Below are 17,675 nucleotides of genomic sequence, written 5' to 3' on the forward strand. Positions count from 1 at the left end.
GAACCCGGAAGCTAAGCCCTCCAGCGCCGATGGTACTGCACTCGGGAGGGTGTGGGAGAGTAGGACACCGCCGGACAATCTTTCAGTCGAGGGCCGCCCCAGTAGGGTCGGCCCTCGACTGCGTTAGCGTCCGGACCGGACGCAATGAGGAAGGATGTACCCGTGAGTTCAGGACCGCAGGGCGGAGATCGCCCCCGCCGCGACGAGGACCGCGCCGACCGCCGGCCGGGGCGCGACGACGCCCGCCGTGACGATCGTCCGTCGTACCGGGGCAGCCGCGACGACCGCCCGAGCGGCGGCTCGCGGGGCGGCTCCGGCGAGCGCCGTGAGGGCGGCTTCCGCAGCGGTGAGCGCCGTGAGGGCGGTTTCCGTGGCGGTGAGCGTCGCGAAGGTGGCTTCCGTGGTGGCGACCGTCGTGAGGGCGGTTTCCGTGGTGGCGAGCGCCGGGAGGCCGGCTCCGGCACCGACCGCCGTGAGGGCGGCTTCCGCGGCGGCGACCGCGAGGGTGGTTTCCGTGGTGGCGACCGTCGCGAGGGCGGTTTCCGTGGTGGCGAGCGCCGGGAGGCCGGCTCCGGCACCGACCGCCGTGAGGGCGGCTTCCGCGGTGGCGACCGTGAGGGCGGCTTCCGCGGTGGCGACCGTGCGGGTGGTTTCCGCGGCGGTGACCGTGAGGGTGGCTTCCGTGGTGGCGACCGTCGCGAGGGTGGTTTCCGCGGTGGTGACCGTCGTGAGGGTGGTTTCCGTGGCGGTGACCGTGAGGGTGGTTTCCGCGGTGGTGACCGCCGTGAGGGCGGTTTCCGTGGTGGCGACCGTGAGGGTGGCTTCCGCGGTGGTGAGCGTCGCGAGGGCGGCTTCCGCGGTGGTGAGCGTCGCGAGGGTGGCTTCCGCGGTGGTGACCGCCGTGAGGGTGGCTTCCGCGGTGGCGACCGTGAGGGTGGCTTCCGCGGTGGCGAGCGTCGCGAGGGTGGCTTCCGCGGTGGCGAGCGCCGTGAGGGTGGTTCCGGCGGTGAGCGCCGCGAAGGTTTCCGTGGCGGTGACCGCGAGGGTGGTTTCCGGGGCGGTGACCGTCGTGAGGGCGGTTTCCGTGGCGGTGACCGTGAGGGTGGCTTCCGCGGTGGTGACCGTCGTGAGGGCGGTTTCCGTGGTGGCGACCGTGAGGGTGGCTTCCGGGGCGGTGACCGTCGTGAGGGCGGTTTCCGTGGCGGTGACCGTGAGGGTGGCTTCCGGGGCGGTGACCGTCGTGAGGGCGGTTTCCGTGGTGGCGACCGTGAGGGTGGCTTCCGCGGTGGTGACCGTCGTGAGGGCGGCTTCCGGGGCGGCGAGCGCCGTGAGGGTTCCGGTGGAGACCGTCGCGAGGGCTTCCGTGGCGGTGACCGCGAGGGTGGTTTCCGCGGTGGCGACCGGCGCGAGGGCGGCTTCCGGGGCGGCGAGCGCCAGGGCTTCGGCGACCGGCCGCAGCGCGAGGACCGGCGGCCGGGCGGCGGCTACGGCCCGCAGCGCGAGCGGCGGGACGAGCAGATCGACGGGCGTTCGGGCGAGCGCGTGGCGGAGCCGACGCTGCCGGACGACGTGGTCGCGACCGACCTCGACTCGACGGTACGGGCGGAGCTGCTCTCGCTGGCCAAGCCGGTGGCGGAGACCGTCGCCCGGCACCTGGTCGCGACCGGCCTGCTGATCGACGAGGACCCGGCCGAGGCGCTGGCGCACGCGATGGCGGCCCGCCGGCTCGCGTCGCGGATCGCGGCGGTGCGGGAGGCGGTCGGGCTGGCCGCGTACCACGCCGGGGAGTGGCAGACGACCATCGCCGAGCTGCGCACCTACCACCGGATGACCGGGCTGCAGAGCCACCTGGCGGTGCTGGCCGACTGCGAGCGGGCGCTGGGCCGCCCCGAGCGGGCCATCGACCTGTTCCGCGGCGCGGACCGGGAGAAGCTCGACCAGGCGGTCGCCATCGAGCTGCTCATCGTGGCGGCCGGTGCGCGAGGCGACCTCGGGCAGAAGGACGCCGCCGTGGCGATGCTCCAGGTTCGCGAGCTGACCAGCGACTCGTCGGAGCCCTGGGCGGCGCGGCTGCGGTACGCGTACGCGGACGCGCTGCTCGCCGTGGGGCGGCGCGAGGAGGCGCGGGAGTGGTTCTCGCGGGCCGCCGACATGGACTCCGAGGGTGAGACGGACGCCGCCGAGCGGCTGCTGGAGCTCGACGGTGTGGTCATCGAGGGCGACGACGAGGAGGCCGAGGAACTGGCCGCCGGACCCGGTACGCCGGGAGCCGTGCCGGCCCGCCCGGACGCGTCCCTGACCGGCGACGCCGACGAGGACGACGACCGTCACGACGAGGACGACCGCGACGACGACGAGGACGACCTCGACGAGGACGACGACGACCTCGACGACGAGGACGACGACGACCGCGACGACGAGGACGACGACCTCGACGACGAGGACGACGACGACCGCGACGACGAGGACGACGACCTCGACGACGAGGACGACGACGAGGACGACGACGACGAGGACGACGACCTGGACGGCGACGACGACCGGGACGACGAGGGCGACGACCGCGAGGACGACGACCTCGACGGGGACGCCCGGCTGAACGCCGACACCACCGACGCCATCGCCGCCGGCGGCGACGCGGTCCCGGGCGCCGAGGCGGCCGGGTACCGGGACCGGAACGCCGCGGACCTCGGCGACGACGAGCTGACGGAGGCACAGGCCCGCTCGCTGGCCGCGGACACCAACGCCGCCGCCGTGGACGCCACCGGGGACGGTCGCCAGGGCGCGGACGAGGGCGGCGAGACGCCGGAGGCGGAGCGCCGGTGACCGGGAGCGCCGGGGAGGCCGGTCCCGATCCGGACCGCGGGGAGCGCGGCCGGAGCGGGACGGGCGGACGGTTGGTCGACGGGTACGCCCTGGTCGTGTTCGACCTGGACGGCGTGATCTACCTGATCGACCGGCCGATCCCCGGCGCCGTGGAGGCGGTCGGCCGGCTGCACGCGGAGGGCCGGGCGGTCGCGTACGCGACGAACAACGCCTCGCGCCGCTCCAGCGAGGTGGCCGACCTGCTCACCGGCATGGGCGTGGCGGCCCGGCCGGAGGAGGTGCTGACCTCCGCCGCGGCGACCGCGGAGCTGCTGCGCGACCGGCTGCCCGCCGGCTCGGCGGTGCTGGTGGTCGGGGCGGAGGCGCTGCGGGCGGAGGTGCGTGCGGTCGGGCTGCGCCCGGTCGCCACGGTCGACGAGGCGCCGGCGGCCGTCGCCCAGGGCTACGGACCGGAGGTCGGCTGGGCCGAGTTGGCCGAGGCGTCGCTGGCGGTCCGGGCCGGTGCCCCCTGGTACGCGACCAACACCGACCGGACCCTGCCCAGCCCGCGTGGCCCGCTGCCGGGCAACGGCTCGCTGGTGGCGGTGCTGCGCACCGCGCTGGGCCGGGACCCGGACGTGGTGGTGGGCAAGCCCGAACCGGCGTTGTTCACCACGGCGGCCCGCCGGGCCGGGTCGGGGCGCACCCTGGTGGTCGGTGACCGGCTGGACACCGACATCGAGGGCGCGGTCCGGGCCGGGCTGGACTGCCTGCTGGTGCTCACCGGGGTCAGCGACGTACCCGAGCTGCTGGCCGCCCCCGCCGGGCGCCGGCCGACGTACGCCTCGCTGGACCTGGCGGGGCTCTTCGACCCGGCGGCGGTGGTCCGGGTGCCGGGTGCCGCGGACGCCGGTGGGTGGTCGGTCACGACGACCGGCGACGGCCTGCTCCTCGACGGCGGCGGGCGCCCGCTGGACGCCCTCGCGGCGCTCTGCGCGGTGGCCTGGTCGGCGGATGCCGGTGCCCGGGTCCGGGCGGCCTCTCCGGCGGCGGGGGAGGCCCTCGCCGTGCTCGGCCTGGCCGACTGACCGGGCGCAGCCGGTCAGAGCAGTTTGCGGAGCTTCAACAGGTCGAACGGGTTGGCCTTGATGGAGACCCGCCGCGAGGCGACCGCCTGGGTCACGTCGAGCCGGCCGTGCACCAGCGCCACCAGGTCGTCGCTGCCGGTGCTGAGCGCGATCTTGGCCTTCGGGTCGTCGCCGTCGGTGAGGTCGACCAGGCGCCCGCCCTCGAGCCGGCCGTGGAACGCGGTGTCCAGGTCGGTGATCCGGCAGGCCAGGGTGCGATCCAGGTCGATGCGGCCCTGCGTCTCGGCGTGCCGGTCCAGCCGGGCGGCCAGATCCTGCAACGCCTGCCGGCACTCGTCCACGCTGGCCACATCGTCTCCTCATCACGCGCCACGCCGTTCCCCGGCACCGTACCGCAATGGGGCGTCCCAGGCGCCCGGTAGCGTGACACCTGCACACCCCGCCCCGCGGAAGGGACTCAGGCATGCAGGACGCGTGGCGCGCCTACCTCGAGCTGGCCATGGGCCTGACGGAGGCGCCCCGGAAGAAGGCCCAGGACGCCGTGCGGCGCGTCGTCGGGCAGGGCGGCGCGACCGCCGCCCAGCTCCAGTCGCTCGCGGAGGAACTGGTCTCCACGAGCCTTTCCAACCGGGAGGCGCTGACCAAGCTGGTCCGCTTCGAGGTCGACCGGGCGTTGGGGGCGGTCGGCCTGGCCACCGCCGACGAGGTCGCCGAGCTGACCCGCCGGGTGCACGAGCTGGAACGGCAGTTGCGCGAGGCGAAGACCGGTGGCGCGCCGGCCGCCCCCGCAGGTCCGGCCGCCCCGTCCGCCGGACTGCCACCGGCCGCCGAGACGGCCGGATCCGGCGAGGTGGCCGAGGAGCCGACCAGCGCCGAGGGGCGGAGCAGCGCCGAGGGGCGGAGCAGCGCCGAGGGGCGGAGCAGCGCCGAGAAGCACGCGCCGGCCGGCGCGGCGCCGGTGTCCGCGCCCCCCGTGCCGGCGCCGACCAAGGCGGTGGCGAAGAAGGCCGTGGCGAAGAAGGCGATCGCGCGGAAGCCGGCCGCCACGGTCGTGCGTACCCCGGCGGAGGAGTCGCCGGCGGCGCCGGTCCGCCCGGCCAGGAAGGCCACCGGCCGCAAGCCGACCGGTGGTGACGAGTCGTGACCGCGCCGTACCGTCCGGGTCCGGCGCCCGGCCCGCGCCCGGGTCCGCCGCCCGGCGGTGCCCGGCCCGGCCCGCCCCCCGGGGTGCGGCCCGCGCCGGCCGAGGAGATCGGCGAGGGTCGGCACCCGGCGGTCGACGCCGCCGTGCAAGCCATGATCAACGCCGAGGCGCTCTCCCCGGCGGACCAGATCGCCCAGTACGAGGCGGCGTACGAGACGCTGCGCGAGACCCTGGCCAGCATCGACCAGGCCTGAGCAGAGGCGGAGCAGAACCACCCATGGCACGTCGTACCCGGCTGGATGCCGAACTCGTCCGCCGCGGCCTGGCCCGCTCCCGGGAGCAGGCCGCCGCGCTGGTGGCGGCCGGCCGGGTCCAGCTGCGCGGGGTGCCGGCGCGCAAACCCGCCGCGATGGTCGACCCGGCCGACCCGCTGCTGGTCACCGGCGAGGACCCCGGCACGGAGTACGTCTCCCGGGGCGGGCACAAGCTGGCCGGCGCGCTCGCCGCGTTCGCTCCTGGCGGGCTGGCCGTCGCCGGCCGGCGCTGCCTGGACGCCGGCGCGTCCACCGGCGGCTTCACCGACGTGCTGCTGCGCGCCGACGCCGCCGAGGTCGTCGCCGTCGACGTCGGCTACGGGCAGCTCGCCTGGTCGCTGCGCACCGACGACCGGGTGCACGTCTTCGAGCGCACCAACGTGCGTACCCTCACGCCGGAGGCCATCGGCGGCCCGGTGGACCTCACCGTCGCCGACCTGTCGTTCATCTCGCTGCGGATCGTGCTGCCGGCGCTGGCCGGCTGCACCCGCCCCGACGGTGACCTGGCGCTGATGGTCAAGCCGCAGTTCGAGGTCGGCAGGGAGCGGGTCGGCGCGGGCGGCGTGGTCCGGGATCCGCAGCTGCGCGCCGAGGCGGTGCTCGACGTGGCCGCCGCGGCCGCGCAGCTCGGGCTGGGCCTGGCCGACGTCGCGGCCAGTCCGCTGCCCGGGCCGAGCGGCAACGTCGAGTTCTTCGTATGGTTACGCCGGGACGCGCCCCCCGCGGACCCGGAGCGGGTCGGCGCCGTGGTGGCCGCGGGCCCGCAGGGATTCCCGTCGGAGCCCACGACCGAGGAGGTGTCCGGGTGAGCCGAACCGCGCTGCTGGTGACGCACACGGGCCGTCGACGCAGCACCGAGCACGCCCGCGCGGTGGCCGCCGACCTCATTGCCGCCGGTTTCGAGGTACGGGTGGTGGCCGAGGAGGCCGACGACCTGGACCTGCCCGGCGTGGTGCCGGTGACCGGGCCGGAGGCCGCCGAGGGCGCCGAGATCGTCTTCGCGCTGGGCGGGGACGGCACCTTCCTGCGCGCCGCCGAGCTGGCCCGGCCGGCGAAGGCGCCCCTGCTCGGCATCAACCTGGGCAAGGTGGGCTTCCTGGCCGAGGCCGAGATCGACGACCTGGACAGCGCGGTACGCGACGTGGTCGGGCGCAACTACACGGTCGACGAGCGGCTCACCCTCGACGTGACCGCCGAGTTCGAGGGCGGCCCGACCATCGAGTCGTGGGCGCTCAACGAGATCAGCGTCGAGAAGGGCGAGCGGGCCCAGATGCTGGAACTGCTCGTCGACGTGGACGGTCGCCCGCTGTCCCGGTACGGCTGCGACGGCGTGGTCTGCGCGACCCCGACCGGTTCCACGGCGTACGCGTTCTCCGGCGGCGGGCCGGTGGTCTGGCCCGAGGTGGAGGCGTTGCTGCTGGTGCCGATCAGCGCGCACGCGCTGTTCAGCCGCCCGCTGGTGACCGCGCCGACGTCCACCTTCGTGATCACCGTGGATCCGTTCACCACCCTGGCGGTGCTCTGCTGCGACGGCCGCCGGGTCTACGACCTGCCGCCCGGGGCGCGGGTCACGGTGCGCCGGGGCACCCTGCCGGTGCGCATCGTCCGGCTCAAGGCGCGGCCGTTCACCGACCGGCTGGTCGCCAAGTTCGACCTGCCCGTGCAGGGCTGGCGCGGCAGCCGTCGCTGATCCGCCGCTCAGCGGGTGGCCGGTCGGCCGGGTGACGACGCGAGCCCGCCGCGGCGCCGGAACCCGCCCGGCGTCGGCGATTCGGAGTACCCGGGTGGCGCGCCGGTCGGGTTACGGTAGGAGCCTCCCTCGACGGCGACGTGCCGGCGCGGGCTCCCGGCACCGCCCGGGCGGCCCTGCCGACGGCGCCCGCCGCCGGGGCCGGCAGCGCCGTCGGTCGACGGCCGTCGGAGCGTACGGGCTGCGTTGAGGTGGAGTCCGGGCGGGGCGCGGTGAGGCCCGTGTCCGCCCGGACGCGCGGTCCGGCGGTCGTGGCCCTGGCCAGGGGGTGGTCGGGACCGCGACGGTCGGGGTGCTGGACGAGTCGTGACCGGCCGCGGCGGGCGGACCGGACGGCCGGACCCGGTGCGGGTTTCGACCCCGCCCCGGGTGCTCGGCCCGGTGAGCCGACGTCGGAGGAAGCGGCGGCTCAGCGGCCGACCGGCGAGTGACTCGTCCGGCACCCCGACATCGACCGTCCCGCTCGTCGCGCCCGGCAACCGGCCGGACGCCCCGTGGCGGCCTCCCGGCCCGCCCGTGTCCACCTGGCGACATGTCGCCGATGCGGCGGCCCGCGGCTAGTGACCGTCGATGATCTCCGTCGCAGACTCCGATCGGTCGACCTCCCCACGGTCGAACCTGGAGCAGAGGAGCGCATCGCATGCACTGGCCCCCACGCTGGCTGACCGCCGGCGCGGTCGGCGCGCTGGTCGTCGGACTCGCCGCACCGGCGTCCGCCGCCCCGCCCGCCCGCCCCACCGGCCCGACCCCGGCCGCCGCCGCCCCGGGCACTGCGCCCGCCCGGATCACCCTGATCACCGGCGATCAGGTCGATCTGGTCCAGGCCGCGCCGGGCCGGGTCGCCGCCACCGTCCACCCCGGTCCCGGCCGGGAGCGGATCACCTTCCACACGGTGCAGGCCGACGGCCGGATGCGGGTGCTGCCCAGCGACGTCGTGCCGTACGTCTCCGCCGGCGTGCTCGACGCCAACCTGTTCGATGTGGAGGAGTTGGCCGCCGAGGGCTACGGCGACGCCACGCAGGCCGCGCTGCCGCTGATCGTGCGCTACCGGGAACCGGCCGCCGGCCGGGTCCGGTCGCTCGCCGGCGCCACCGCCGCCCGGCCGCTGGCGAGCATCAACGGCGCGGCGCTGCGGGTCGGCAAGGGCGACCTCGGTGAGCTGTGGACGACGCTGCGCGGCGCGCCGGAGGCCCGCGCCGCCGCCGGCGCGCCTCGACTCGGCGCCGGCATCGCCCGGGTCTGGCTGGACGGGCGGGTCCACGCGGACCTGGAACACAGCGTGCCGCAGATCGGCGCCCCGGCGGCCTGGGCGGCCGGTCGGGACGGCAGCGGCGTCCGGGTCGCGGTGCTCGACACCGGCGCCGACGCCGGCCACCCCGACCTGGCCGGCCGGATCGCCGGGTCGCAGGACTTCACCGGCGGCGGCAGCGCCCGGGACGGGCACGGCCACGGCACCCACGTGGCCGCCACGATCGCCGGCGGCGGCGCCGCCTCCGGCGGGCTGCGCAAGGGCGTCGCCCCCGGCGCCAGGCTGCTGATCGGCAAGGTGCTCGACGACGGCGGCAGCGGCTACGACTCGCAGATCATCGCGGGCATGGAGTGGGCCGCCCACTCCGGCGCGAAGGTGGTCAGCATGAGCCTCGGCGGCCCCGCCACCGACGGCACCGACCCGATGAGCCAGGCGGTCGACGACCTCACCGCCGAGACCGGCACCCTCTTCGTGATCGCCGCCGGCAACGAGGGCGGCGCGGCCACCGTCGGCAGCCCGGGCGCGGCCGCCGCCGCGCTCACCGTCGGGGCGGTGGACCGCGACGACAACCTGGCCGACTTCTCCAGCCGGGGCCCGCGCCTGGGCGACAACGGCGTGAAGCCGGAGATCACCGCGCCGGGCGTCGGCATCGTCGCCGCCCGCGCCGCCGGCACCACCATGGGTACGCCGGTGGACGACGCGTACACCCGGGCGTCGGGGACGTCGATGGCGACCCCGCACGTCGCCGGAGCGGCCGCGATCCTCGCCCAGGAACACCCGGACTGGACCGCCGGCAAGCTCAAGGACGCGCTGGTCAGCACCGCGAAGACGAACCCCGCCCGGACCGTCTTCGAGCAGGGCGGCGGCCGGGTGGACGTGGCCCGGGCGCTGGGCCAGCGGGTGTACGGGTCGGCCACCGCCGACTTCGGCCGGCTGGACACCGGCGCCACCGGCACCGACCGGACCGTCACGTACACCAACGGCACCTCGTCCCCGCAGACCCTGCGGCTGGGGCTGGAGCTGCGCAACGTGGACAGCGGCGCGGCCGAGCCGGACGGGGTGTCGCTGGACGCCACCGAGGTGACCGTGCCGGCGGGGAGCAGCGTCCCCGTCGTGCTGCACGCCGACCCGGCGAAGCTGGACCGCGGCGTGTACGGCGGCTGGCTGGTGGCCACCGGCGCGGACGGCGTCGCGGTGCGTACCGCCGTCGGGTTGACCCGCAGCGGCCCGCTGCACCTGGTCACCTTCGAGGCGCTGGACATGCAGGGCAAGGAGGGCCTGGCGCCGGTCGTGACGCTCTTCGGCGAGCACCCGGAGTCCGACCGCCTCGGCTCGATCTTCTTCATCGGCATGCAGTGGCAGGTGCAGGTCGAGGAGGGCCCGTACCTGGTCGAGGGCCTGATCGAGCACGGTGCCCCGCTGGACGAGCAGCTCACCCTGGTCACCGACCCCGAGCTGATGGTGGACCGCGACCTCACCGTGGTGCTCGACCCGCGCAAGGGCACCCCGGTACGGATCGAGACGCCGAAGCCGACCGAGCAGCGGGCGGTGCTCAGCTGCTACGAGCACCGGGTCTTCGGCAACGGCCGGCAGATCGACCACGGCATCATGGCGTTCAGCACGGTCCAGCAGCTGAACGTCACGCCGACCCGGCCGGTACGGGACGGCGAATTCGAGTTCGCCTCCCGCTGGCAGCTCGTCGCGCCCATGGTGGACGCCCGGGTCAGCACCGTCGCCGCGGCCCCGGACGTCAACCTGTTGGGCCTGTCGCCGGCCCCGACCGGCCGGCGGAAGCTGCCGCTGGTCTGGGCGGGCGACGGCACCGCCGCCGAGCTGGCCCGCGCCGGGGTCCGCGGTGCGGCGGCGCTGGTCGCCGGCAGCTACGACCGGGCCGAGGAGGACCAGATCGCCGACGCCGCGGCGGCCGGCGCCGCCGTGGTGCTCATCGTGCGCCCGGCGGACCGCAGCGCGTGGACGGTGTGGCGGCCCGACGGGGACCGGCTGCCGATCCCGTCGCTGGTGGTCGCGTACGACGACGGGCAGTCGATGATCCGCGCGGCGAAGGCCGGCGGGGCCCGGCTGGACCTGACGCTGACCGTCGACAGCCCCTACCTGTACGACGTGTGGCAGGTGTCGAAGGGGCGGGTCCCGGAGCGGATCGTGCACCGGGTGACCGCGGACAACACCGCCGAGGTGACCGCCCGCTACGCCGACGCCGGCGGGCTGGACTGGGCCAGCGAGCAGCGGTTCGGCTGGCGCCCGTGGCAGGAGTACTCCTGGAACGACGACCAGCGGATGGTGCGTACCGGCACCACCCGGCAGGAGTTCGTCAGCGCCGGGGACTCCTGGTGGCAGCAGCGGGTGCTGCACCGGCTCACCTGGTCCTGGGGGCAGCTGCTCGGCGGGCTCACCCAGCAGCCCCGGCGGTACGCGGCCGACGACCGGCTCACCGAGACCTGGCACGCCCCGGTGGTCCGGCCGGCCGTACCGGCCGGCGGCGCGCCGGTGCCCACCCGGGCCGGTGACACGCTGGACCTGCGGGTGGCCGAGTTCGTCGACGCGGACGGCCACTACCGATCGGCCGGGTACGGCGAGGAGCAGGACTCGGTGCGGGCCCGGCTGAGCCGGGACGGGCAGCAGATCGCCGACCTCTCCGCCGGTTGGCCGCTCGTGGTGACCACGCCCGGTGCGGCCCGCTACCGGCTGGACCTGACCACCGAGCGTTCCTCGGACGAGTGGCGGTGGGCCACGCGTACCGAGACGGCCTGGCAGTTCACCTCGGCCCGCCCGGACGGGGACGCCGCCCGGCCGCTGCCGCTGCTCCAGGTGGACTACCAGGTCCCGGCGGACCTGCGCGGCCAGCTGGCCGGCGGCCACCCGCACCAGGTGGGGCTGCGGCTGCGCCAGCCGGCCGGTGGGTCGACGCTCACCGGCGTCGGCGTCCGGGTCGACGTGTCGTTCGACCACGGGCAGCACTGGCGGGCGGTGCGGGTGACCGGCTCGGGCGCCCGGTTCACCGCCCTGGTGCCGGCCGGGCGGGGCACGGTGTCGCTGCGCGTGCACGCCGCCGACCGGGCCGGCAACACCGTCGACCAGACCGTGCTCGACGCGTACGGCCTGCGCTGAGCCGACCTCCGCACGGGGCCTCTCCCGTGCGGACGTCCTCGGAGGTCCGTCCGGGGTGCCCGCCTTCGGGTGGCGGGCGCCCCGGGCGGCGCCGGCGCGACCCGCTGCCCGCGGCGCCGGCCACCCGCCGTCCGGGGCCGCCGCGCGGCTTCCGGTCCGGGGCAAGGGTGGGTCAGAGCCAGCCCCGGCGGGCCGCCTGGAAGGCGAGTCCCGGGCGGGTGTCCACGCCGGCGACCGCCATCAGCTCGGCCAGCCGGCGCTGCACGGTGCGCCGGCTCACCCCGAGCTGGGAGGCGATGGACTTGTCCGGCACGCCGGCCACGAAGAGCGACAGCAGCCGGACCTCCTCGGCGTCGGGCCGGTAGCCGTCCGCGTCCCGGCCCGCCGGCGGGGCGGCCGGGCTCAGCGGCGTGGCTATCCGCCAGTAGCTCTCGAAGAGGGCGACCAGGGCGTCGAGGAGTTGGCTGCGGCCGATCACCGCGGCGGTGGGTTCCCCGCCGCCCCGCTCGGGGACCAGCGGGCAGATGGCCGTCCGGCCGTCGACGACCGCCAGCCGGACGGGCAGCCGGTCGTGGACCCGGGCCTGCTCGCCGGCGCGTACGCCCCGCTCGACGTCCTCCAGCGCGTCCGGCTCCAGGAGCATCTCGCGCTCGTAGATGGCGCGGTAGCGGACCCCGCGGGCCAGCGCGTCGAACTCCTCGAGGTTGTCCTGCCCGGGCATGGCCAGCGGGTTGGCCCGGCAGAACCACAGCACCTCGTGGCGGGCGCCGTTCTGCAGGTCGCGCAGGCGGTCGCGGAGCGCCCGCGCCCCGGTGACCACCTCCACCAGGTGGCCGGCGTCGTGCCGCCGCGCGCCGGCCCGGTACTCCTCGGTGAGCTGGGTGACCGCCGCGCGGGCCGCCTCCAGCGCCGCCTGGCGGCGCAGCAGCGCCTCGCCGAGCGGCCCGTCGGGCGCCAGCGGCCGCAGCGGCGCCTCGGGATCCGGCCCGGGCGGCGGCACCAGCCCCTTGGCGCGCAGGGCGTCGAGCTGGGCGAGGATCTCCACGGGCGGGCGGCCCAGCCGCTCGGCCAGCTCGTCGACCCGCGCGGTGGTGAGCTGCACCAGGCAGCGGTAGAGCTCCTCCTCGCCCGGGGTCAGGCCGATCACGTCCAGCACGGGGCAGAACTGTACGACGCCGCCGGTCGGTGTCCACAGCCCGCACCGTGCCGGCTGGCCAACTGTCGCAGGGCGCGTCTACTGTCGGGTGCTGTGCTGGAGGAGCTGCGCATCACCGGACTGGGCGTCATCGAGGACACCACGCTCCCGTTGACCGGCGGGATGAACGTCATCACCGGCGAGACCGGTGCCGGCAAGACCATGGTGGTGACCGGCCTCGGGCTGCTCTTCGGAGGCCGGGCCGACGCCGGGCGGGTGCGGGCGCAACCGGGTCGCGCGGTGGTGGAGGGGCGGCTGCGGCTGGCCGGCCGGATCGCCGAGGCGGTGCACGCCCGGGTCACCGACGCCGGTGGCGAGCCCGATGAGGACGGCTCGCTGCTGCTGAGCCGGACGGTCACCGTGGAGGGCCGGTCCCGGGCGCACCTGGGCGGCCGCAGCATGCCGGTGTCGATGCTGGGTGAGGTCGGCGAGCAGGTGGTGGCCGTGCACGGCCAGTCCGACCAGCTGCGCCTGCTGCGCCCGGCCGAGCAGCGCGCCTCGCTCGACCGGTTCGCCGGCCCGGAGCACGAGAAGCTGCTCGACGCGCTGCGCGAGTCGTACACCCGGTGGCGGGCGGTGGTGGACGACCTGGCCGACCGGCGCCGCAACGCCCGGGAACGCAACCAGGAGGCGGACCTGCTCCGCCTCGGCCTGGACGAGATCACCCGGGTCGACCCGCAGCCGGGCGAGGACGACGAGTTGAAGGCGGAGGCGCAGCGGCTGGAGCACGCCGAAGGGCTGCGCACCGCGGCCCAGGTGGCCCAGCAGTGCGTGGCCGGCGGGCTGGAGGCGGCCGACGACACCCCGGACGCGACCAGCCTGCTCGGCACCGCCCGGCGCACCCTGGAGGGGCAGGCGGGCACCGATCCGGCCCTGGGTGAGCTGGCGCTGCGGCTGGAGGAGGCGGCCACCCTGGTCGGCGACGTCTCCGCCGAGCTGTCGGCGTACCTGGCCGGGCTGGACGCCGACCCGGCCCGGCTGCAGGCCCTCTACGAGCGGCGGGCCGCGCTGCGCGGGCTGACCCGCAAGTACGCCGACGACGTCGACGGGGTGATCGCCTGGGCCGAGCGGGCCCGCAACCGGCTGTCCGACCTGGACACCTCCGACGACCTCCTCGACGAGCTGGACAAGGAGGCGGCGCGGCTGGCCGCGGAGGTGGCGGAGCTGGCCGGCCGGGTCTCCACCTCGCGACAGGAGGCGGCGGTCCGCTTCGCCGAGCAGGTCACCGTGGAGCTGGCCGGGTTGGCCATGCCGCACGCCCGGATCGAGGTGGCGGTGCTGCCCCGGCCGGCCGGGCGGGCCGAGCCGAGCCTGCCGGTCAACGGCGTCGAGGCCGGCGTCGGCCCGGACGGCGCCGACGAGGTGGAGCTGCGGCTGCTGGCCCACCCGGGCGCGCCCGCGCTGCCGCTGCAGCGGGGGGCGTCAGGCGGTGAGCTGTCCCGGGTGATGCTCGCCATCGAGGTGGTCTTCGCCGGCTCGGGCGGGCCGCCGACCCTGGTCTTCGACGAGGTCGACGCGGGCGTCGGCGGGCAGGCGGCGGTGGAGATCGGCCGGCGGCTGGCCCGGCTGGCCCGCAGCCACCAGGTGCTCGTGGTGACCCACCTGCCGCAGGTGGCCGCGTTCGCCGACCGGCACCTGGTGGTGGCGAAGGACACCGGGGGAGCGGTCACCACCAGCGGGGTGCGGGTGGTGGAGGACACCGAGCGGGCCCGGGAGCTGGCCCGGATGCTGGCGGGTTTGCCGGATTCGGATCTGGGTATCGCCCACGCCGAGGAACTCCTGGCCGTGGCGGCCAAGGAAAGGCGTCCGTGACCCGGGGTTTGTGACCGCAAGCACACCGGCATGCGCTCCGGTGTGCTTCCCTGGGTAGGCGGCCCTGCTCAGGCATGTCGCGACAGCAAAACCTGCCTCACATGCCAGGATGGTCACGATGCGTCTACCCACGTTGCGCCGGAACCGGACCGCGGAGCCGGGCTCGGTCATCGGCACCGCGCGCCTCGACCGCCGGACGAAACGGCTGGTCGGCCGGCTGAGGCCCGGCGACATCGCGGTCATCGACCACGTCGACGTGGACCGGGTGGCCGCCGACTCGCTGGTCGCCGTCGGCGTCGCCGCCGTGCTCAACGCCAAGCCGTCGGTCTCCGGGCGGTACCCGAACCTCGGGCCCGAGGTGCTGATCGCCGCCGGCATCCCGCTCCTGGACGACCTGGGCGAGAGCGTCTTCGAGCAGATCCGCGAGGGCGACCTGGTCCGGATCGAGGGCAACACGGTCTTCGTCGGCGACGAGCCGGTCGCCCACGGCGCCCTGCAGGACGCCGAGACGGTGGCGAAGTCGATGGCCGACGCCCGGGAGGGTCTGTCGGTGCAGTTGGAGGCGTTCGCCGCCAACACCATGGACTACCTCAAGCAGGAGCGGGACCTGCTGCTCGACGGCGTCGGGGTGCCCGAGATCCAGACCGAGGTCCAGGGCCGGCACTGCCTGATCGTGGTCCGGGGCTACGACTACAAGGCCGACCTGGACGTGCTGCGCCCGTACATCCGCGAGTTCAAGCCGGTGCTGATCGGCGTGGACGGCGGCGCGGACGCCCTGGTCGAGGCGGGCTACACACCCGACATGATCATCGGGGACATGGACTCGGTCACCGACGACGTGCTGCGCTGCGGCGCCGAGGTGATCGTGCACGCCTACCCGGACGGCCGGGCGCCCGGTCTGGCCCGGGTCGAGGGCCTGGGGGTGCCGGCGATCACCTTCCCGGCCGCGGCGACCAGCGAGGACCTGGCCATGCTGCTGGCCGACGAGAAGGGCGCCTCGCTGCTGGTGGCCGTCGGCACCCACGCCACGCTGGTGGAGTTCCTGGACAAGGGCCGGGGCGGCATGGCCTCGACGTTCCTGACCCGGTTGAAGGTGGGCGGCAAGCTGGTCGACGCCAAGGGGGTGAGCCGGCTCTACCGGCAGAGCATCTCCGGCTCCTCGCTGCTGCTGCTGGTCCTCTCGGCGCTGGCCGCGATGGCCTCCGCGGTGGCGGTCTCCACCGTCGGGAAGGCGTATTTGGGCGTGGTCTCCGAATGGTGGGACAATTTCGTGTTCCAGCTCGGCCAGCTCTTCTAGCTCACGACCGATCAAGAGGCTGCAAGCGTGATCAACTTTCGATACCACGTGGTGTCCCTGACCGCGGTCTTCCTGGCGCTGGCGATCGGCCTGGTCGTCGGCACGGCCGCCCTCAACGGGCCGGTCGCCGACTCGCTCAAGGAGAACGTCAACGCGCTGCGCAAGGACAACTCGCAGATGCGCCAGTCGGTCAACAGCCTGCAAAAGGAACTGGACATGGAGGAGGACTTCGCGGCGGAGATCGCCCAGGTCCTGCTCCCCGGCAAGCTGACCGGCCGGCGGGTGCTGGTGCTGAGCCTGCCCAGCGGCCGGGACCACACCGACGGCGTGGTGAAGATGCTCGAGCTGGCCAGCGCCAACGTCACCGACCGGATCGACGTGCAGGACAAGTTCATCAACCCGGACAGCAACAACAACCTGCTGGAGCTGGCGGTCACCGCCGCCCGCCCGAACAGCGTCCCCACCGCCGGCCTGCCCAGCAACAGCCACGGCGTGGAGACCTCCAGCGCCCTGCTCGCCAACGTCCTGCTGGACCGGCCGGCCGGCAGCCCGCCGGTCACCGACGCCGACCGCCGGGCGGCGGTCCAGGCGTACGCGACCGCCGGCTACCTGAGCCCGGCGGACAAGATCTCCGGTCCCGCCGAGGCGGTCGTGCTGGTCACCGGGCAGCCGTACGTGGACAAGGACTCGGCGAAGAAGGACGAGTCGGTGGTGAAGATCGCCGAGCAGTTCGACCGGACCGGCGCGATCGTGGTCGGCGGCATGGGCTCGGCCGGCGGCAACGTGGTCGCCGTGGTCCGCGGCGACCCGGTGCTCGCCCAGACCATCTCGACCGTCGACAACGCCAACACCGTGCAGGGCCAGCTCGTCACCACGCTGGCCCTGGTGCAGCAGCTGACCGAGAAGAAGGCCGGCCAGTACGGCGTCGGTGACAACGTCCAGGGGCTGCTGCCTAAACTGCCCCAGTGAGCGGCCGGCCGGCTGTCCGGTCTGCCGTACATCGCGCTGGGTATCCGAATCGGAGGGGTCGCGTGGGACTGGGTCGGCTGCTGGCCGTCGGGGCGGGCGTGGTCGCCGCCCGCTACGTGCTGCGGGAGGTACGCAACTCGCCGGGCGCGCCGGCCCTGGAGCGCACCAACTTCCGCGGCCGCACCGTCACCCTGGCCGCCGGGCCCGCGCTGGCCGTCGGCGCGGCCACCGCGGGCGCGCTCGGCGCGGGCAGCGCCCCGGCCGGGGCGGCCGCCCTGCTCGCCGGCGTGGGCGCCGGCAGCGTCGGCCTCTACGACGACATCGTCGGCGCGCGCCCCGAACAGAAGGCCGCCAAGGGTTTCGCCGGGCACCTCGCCGCGCTGCGCGAGGGACGGGTCACCGCCGGGCTGGTCAAGATCGCCGGGGTCGGCCTGGCCGGTCTCGGCGCGGCCGCGCTGCTCGCCGCCGACCCGCGGGTCGCCGCGCACCCTCGCCGGCAGCGCGCCGGCACCCTCGGCCGCGGCCTGGACGTGCTCCTCGGCGCCGGCGTGGTGGCCGGCACCGCCAACCTGCTCAACCTGCTCGACCTGCGGCCCGGCCGGGCGCTGAAGTCCGGCATGCTGCTCGGCGCGCCGCTGTCGACCGGCCCGTCCGGCGGCATCGCGGCCGGCGCGGTCGGTGCCGCCGCCGCGCTGGTCCGCGAGGACCTCGACGAGCGGGTGATGCTCGGCGACAGCGGCGCCAACGCCCTCGGCGCGCTGCTCGGGGTGAGCCTGGCCGCGCGGACCGGCCCGGCCGGCCGGGCCGGCGTGCTCGCGGTGCTCGCCGCGCTCACCGCCGCCAGCGAGAAGGTCAGCTTCACCCAGGTGATCCAGCGGACCCCGGGGCTGCGCGAACTCGACCAACTGGGCCGGCTCGCCGACTGA

13 protein-coding genes and 1 pseudogene are annotated in these 17,675 nt (G+C 75.7%); 11 read left to right on the forward strand and 3 right to left on the reverse strand.

Going from position 1 to position 17,675, the window contains the following annotated elements:
* Nucleotides 1-168: 168 nt before the first annotated feature.
* Nucleotides 169-1,653, reverse strand: a complete 1,485-nt coding sequence (locus AB0I11_RS29715; protein ID WP_357327981.1) for a hypothetical protein — start codon at nt 1,651-1,653, stop codon at nt 169-171.
* Nucleotides 1,654-1,710: 57 nt separating this feature from the next.
* Between AB0I11_RS29715 and AB0I11_RS29720 the strand changes: the two are divergent.
* Nucleotides 1,711-2,289: pseudogene (locus tag AB0I11_RS29720) on the forward strand (hypothetical protein); the annotation flags it as partial.
* Between the two features lie 608 nt (nt 2,290-2,897).
* On the forward strand, nt 2,898-3,893 hold the full coding sequence (locus tag AB0I11_RS29725; protein WP_357328057.1) for an HAD-IIA family hydrolase: 996 nt from the start codon (nt 2,898-2,900) through the stop codon (nt 3,891-3,893).
* A gap of 14 nt (nt 3,894-3,907) precedes the next feature.
* On the opposite strand, the gene AB0I11_RS29730 is transcribed toward AB0I11_RS29725, so the two are convergent.
* On the reverse strand, nt 3,908-4,243 hold the full coding sequence (locus tag AB0I11_RS29730) for an SCP2 sterol-binding domain-containing protein (protein ID WP_357327984.1): 336 nt from the start codon (nt 4,241-4,243) through the stop codon (nt 3,908-3,910).
* Between the two features lie 113 nt (nt 4,244-4,356).
* On the opposite strand from AB0I11_RS29730, the gene AB0I11_RS29735 reads away from it, so the two are divergent.
* From AB0I11_RS29735 to AB0I11_RS29755, 5 genes are all read left to right on the forward strand, one after another.
* Entirely contained in the window at nt 4,357-5,037 is a 681-nt protein-coding gene (locus AB0I11_RS29735) for a hypothetical protein (protein WP_357327987.1), read from the forward strand.
* Complete coding sequence (locus AB0I11_RS29740; protein ID WP_357327990.1) at nt 5,034-5,291, forward strand: hypothetical protein; 258 nt, start codon at nt 5,034-5,036, stop codon at nt 5,289-5,291. Before AB0I11_RS29735 ends, AB0I11_RS29740 begins: the two co-directional genes overlap by 4 nt.
* A 23-nt stretch (nt 5,292-5,314) precedes the next feature.
* Nucleotides 5,315-6,160 carry a TlyA family RNA methyltransferase gene (locus AB0I11_RS29745; protein WP_357327993.1) on the forward strand — a complete coding sequence of 282 codons (846 nt, stop codon included), beginning with the start codon at nt 5,315-5,317 and terminating at the stop codon, nt 6,158-6,160.
* Nucleotides 6,157-7,041, forward strand: coding sequence for an NAD kinase (locus AB0I11_RS29750; protein WP_357327996.1), 885 nt, complete (start codon nt 6,157-6,159; stop codon nt 7,039-7,041). Before AB0I11_RS29745 ends, AB0I11_RS29750 begins: the two co-directional genes overlap by 4 nt.
* Before the next feature lie 700 nt (nt 7,042-7,741).
* Nucleotides 7,742-11,476 carry a S8 family serine peptidase gene (locus AB0I11_RS29755; RefSeq protein ID WP_357328000.1) on the forward strand — a complete coding sequence of 1,245 codons (3,735 nt, stop codon included), beginning with the start codon at nt 7,742-7,744 and terminating at the stop codon, nt 11,474-11,476.
* A 172-nt stretch (nt 11,477-11,648) separates the two neighbouring features.
* Here AB0I11_RS29755 and AB0I11_RS29760 read toward each other — a convergent pair whose 3' ends face one another.
* Entirely contained in the window at nt 11,649-12,632 is a 984-nt protein-coding gene (locus AB0I11_RS29760; protein WP_357328003.1) for a TrmB family transcriptional regulator, read from the reverse strand.
* A gap of 93 nt (nt 12,633-12,725) precedes the next feature.
* Here AB0I11_RS29760 and recN point away from each other — a divergent pair, with 93 nt between their 5' ends.
* The 4 genes from recN (at nt 12,726) to AB0I11_RS29780 (ending at nt 17,675) form a co-directional block, all read left to right on the forward strand.
* Entirely contained in the window at nt 12,726-14,483 is a 1,758-nt protein-coding gene (gene recN, locus AB0I11_RS29765; RefSeq protein WP_357328006.1) for a DNA repair protein RecN, read from the forward strand.
* A 118-nt stretch (nt 14,484-14,601) separates the two neighbouring features.
* Nucleotides 14,602-15,780 (forward strand): putative cytokinetic ring protein SteA, encoded by a 1,179-nt coding sequence (steA, locus tag AB0I11_RS29770; protein WP_357328009.1) that lies wholly within the window; start codon nt 14,602-14,604, stop codon nt 15,778-15,780.
* A 27-nt stretch (nt 15,781-15,807) separates the two neighbouring features.
* On the forward strand, nt 15,808-16,749 hold the full coding sequence (locus AB0I11_RS29775; protein WP_357328012.1) for a copper transporter: 942 nt from the start codon (nt 15,808-15,810) through the stop codon (nt 16,747-16,749).
* 62 nt (nt 16,750-16,811) lie between these two features.
* Nucleotides 16,812-17,675, forward strand: a complete 864-nt coding sequence (locus tag AB0I11_RS29780) for a hypothetical protein (RefSeq protein WP_357328015.1) — start codon at nt 16,812-16,814, stop codon at nt 17,673-17,675.

This window comes from Micromonospora sp. NPDC050495 (assembly GCF_040655175.1).
Lineage (GTDB): Bacteria > Actinomycetota > Actinomycetes > Mycobacteriales > Micromonosporaceae > Micromonospora.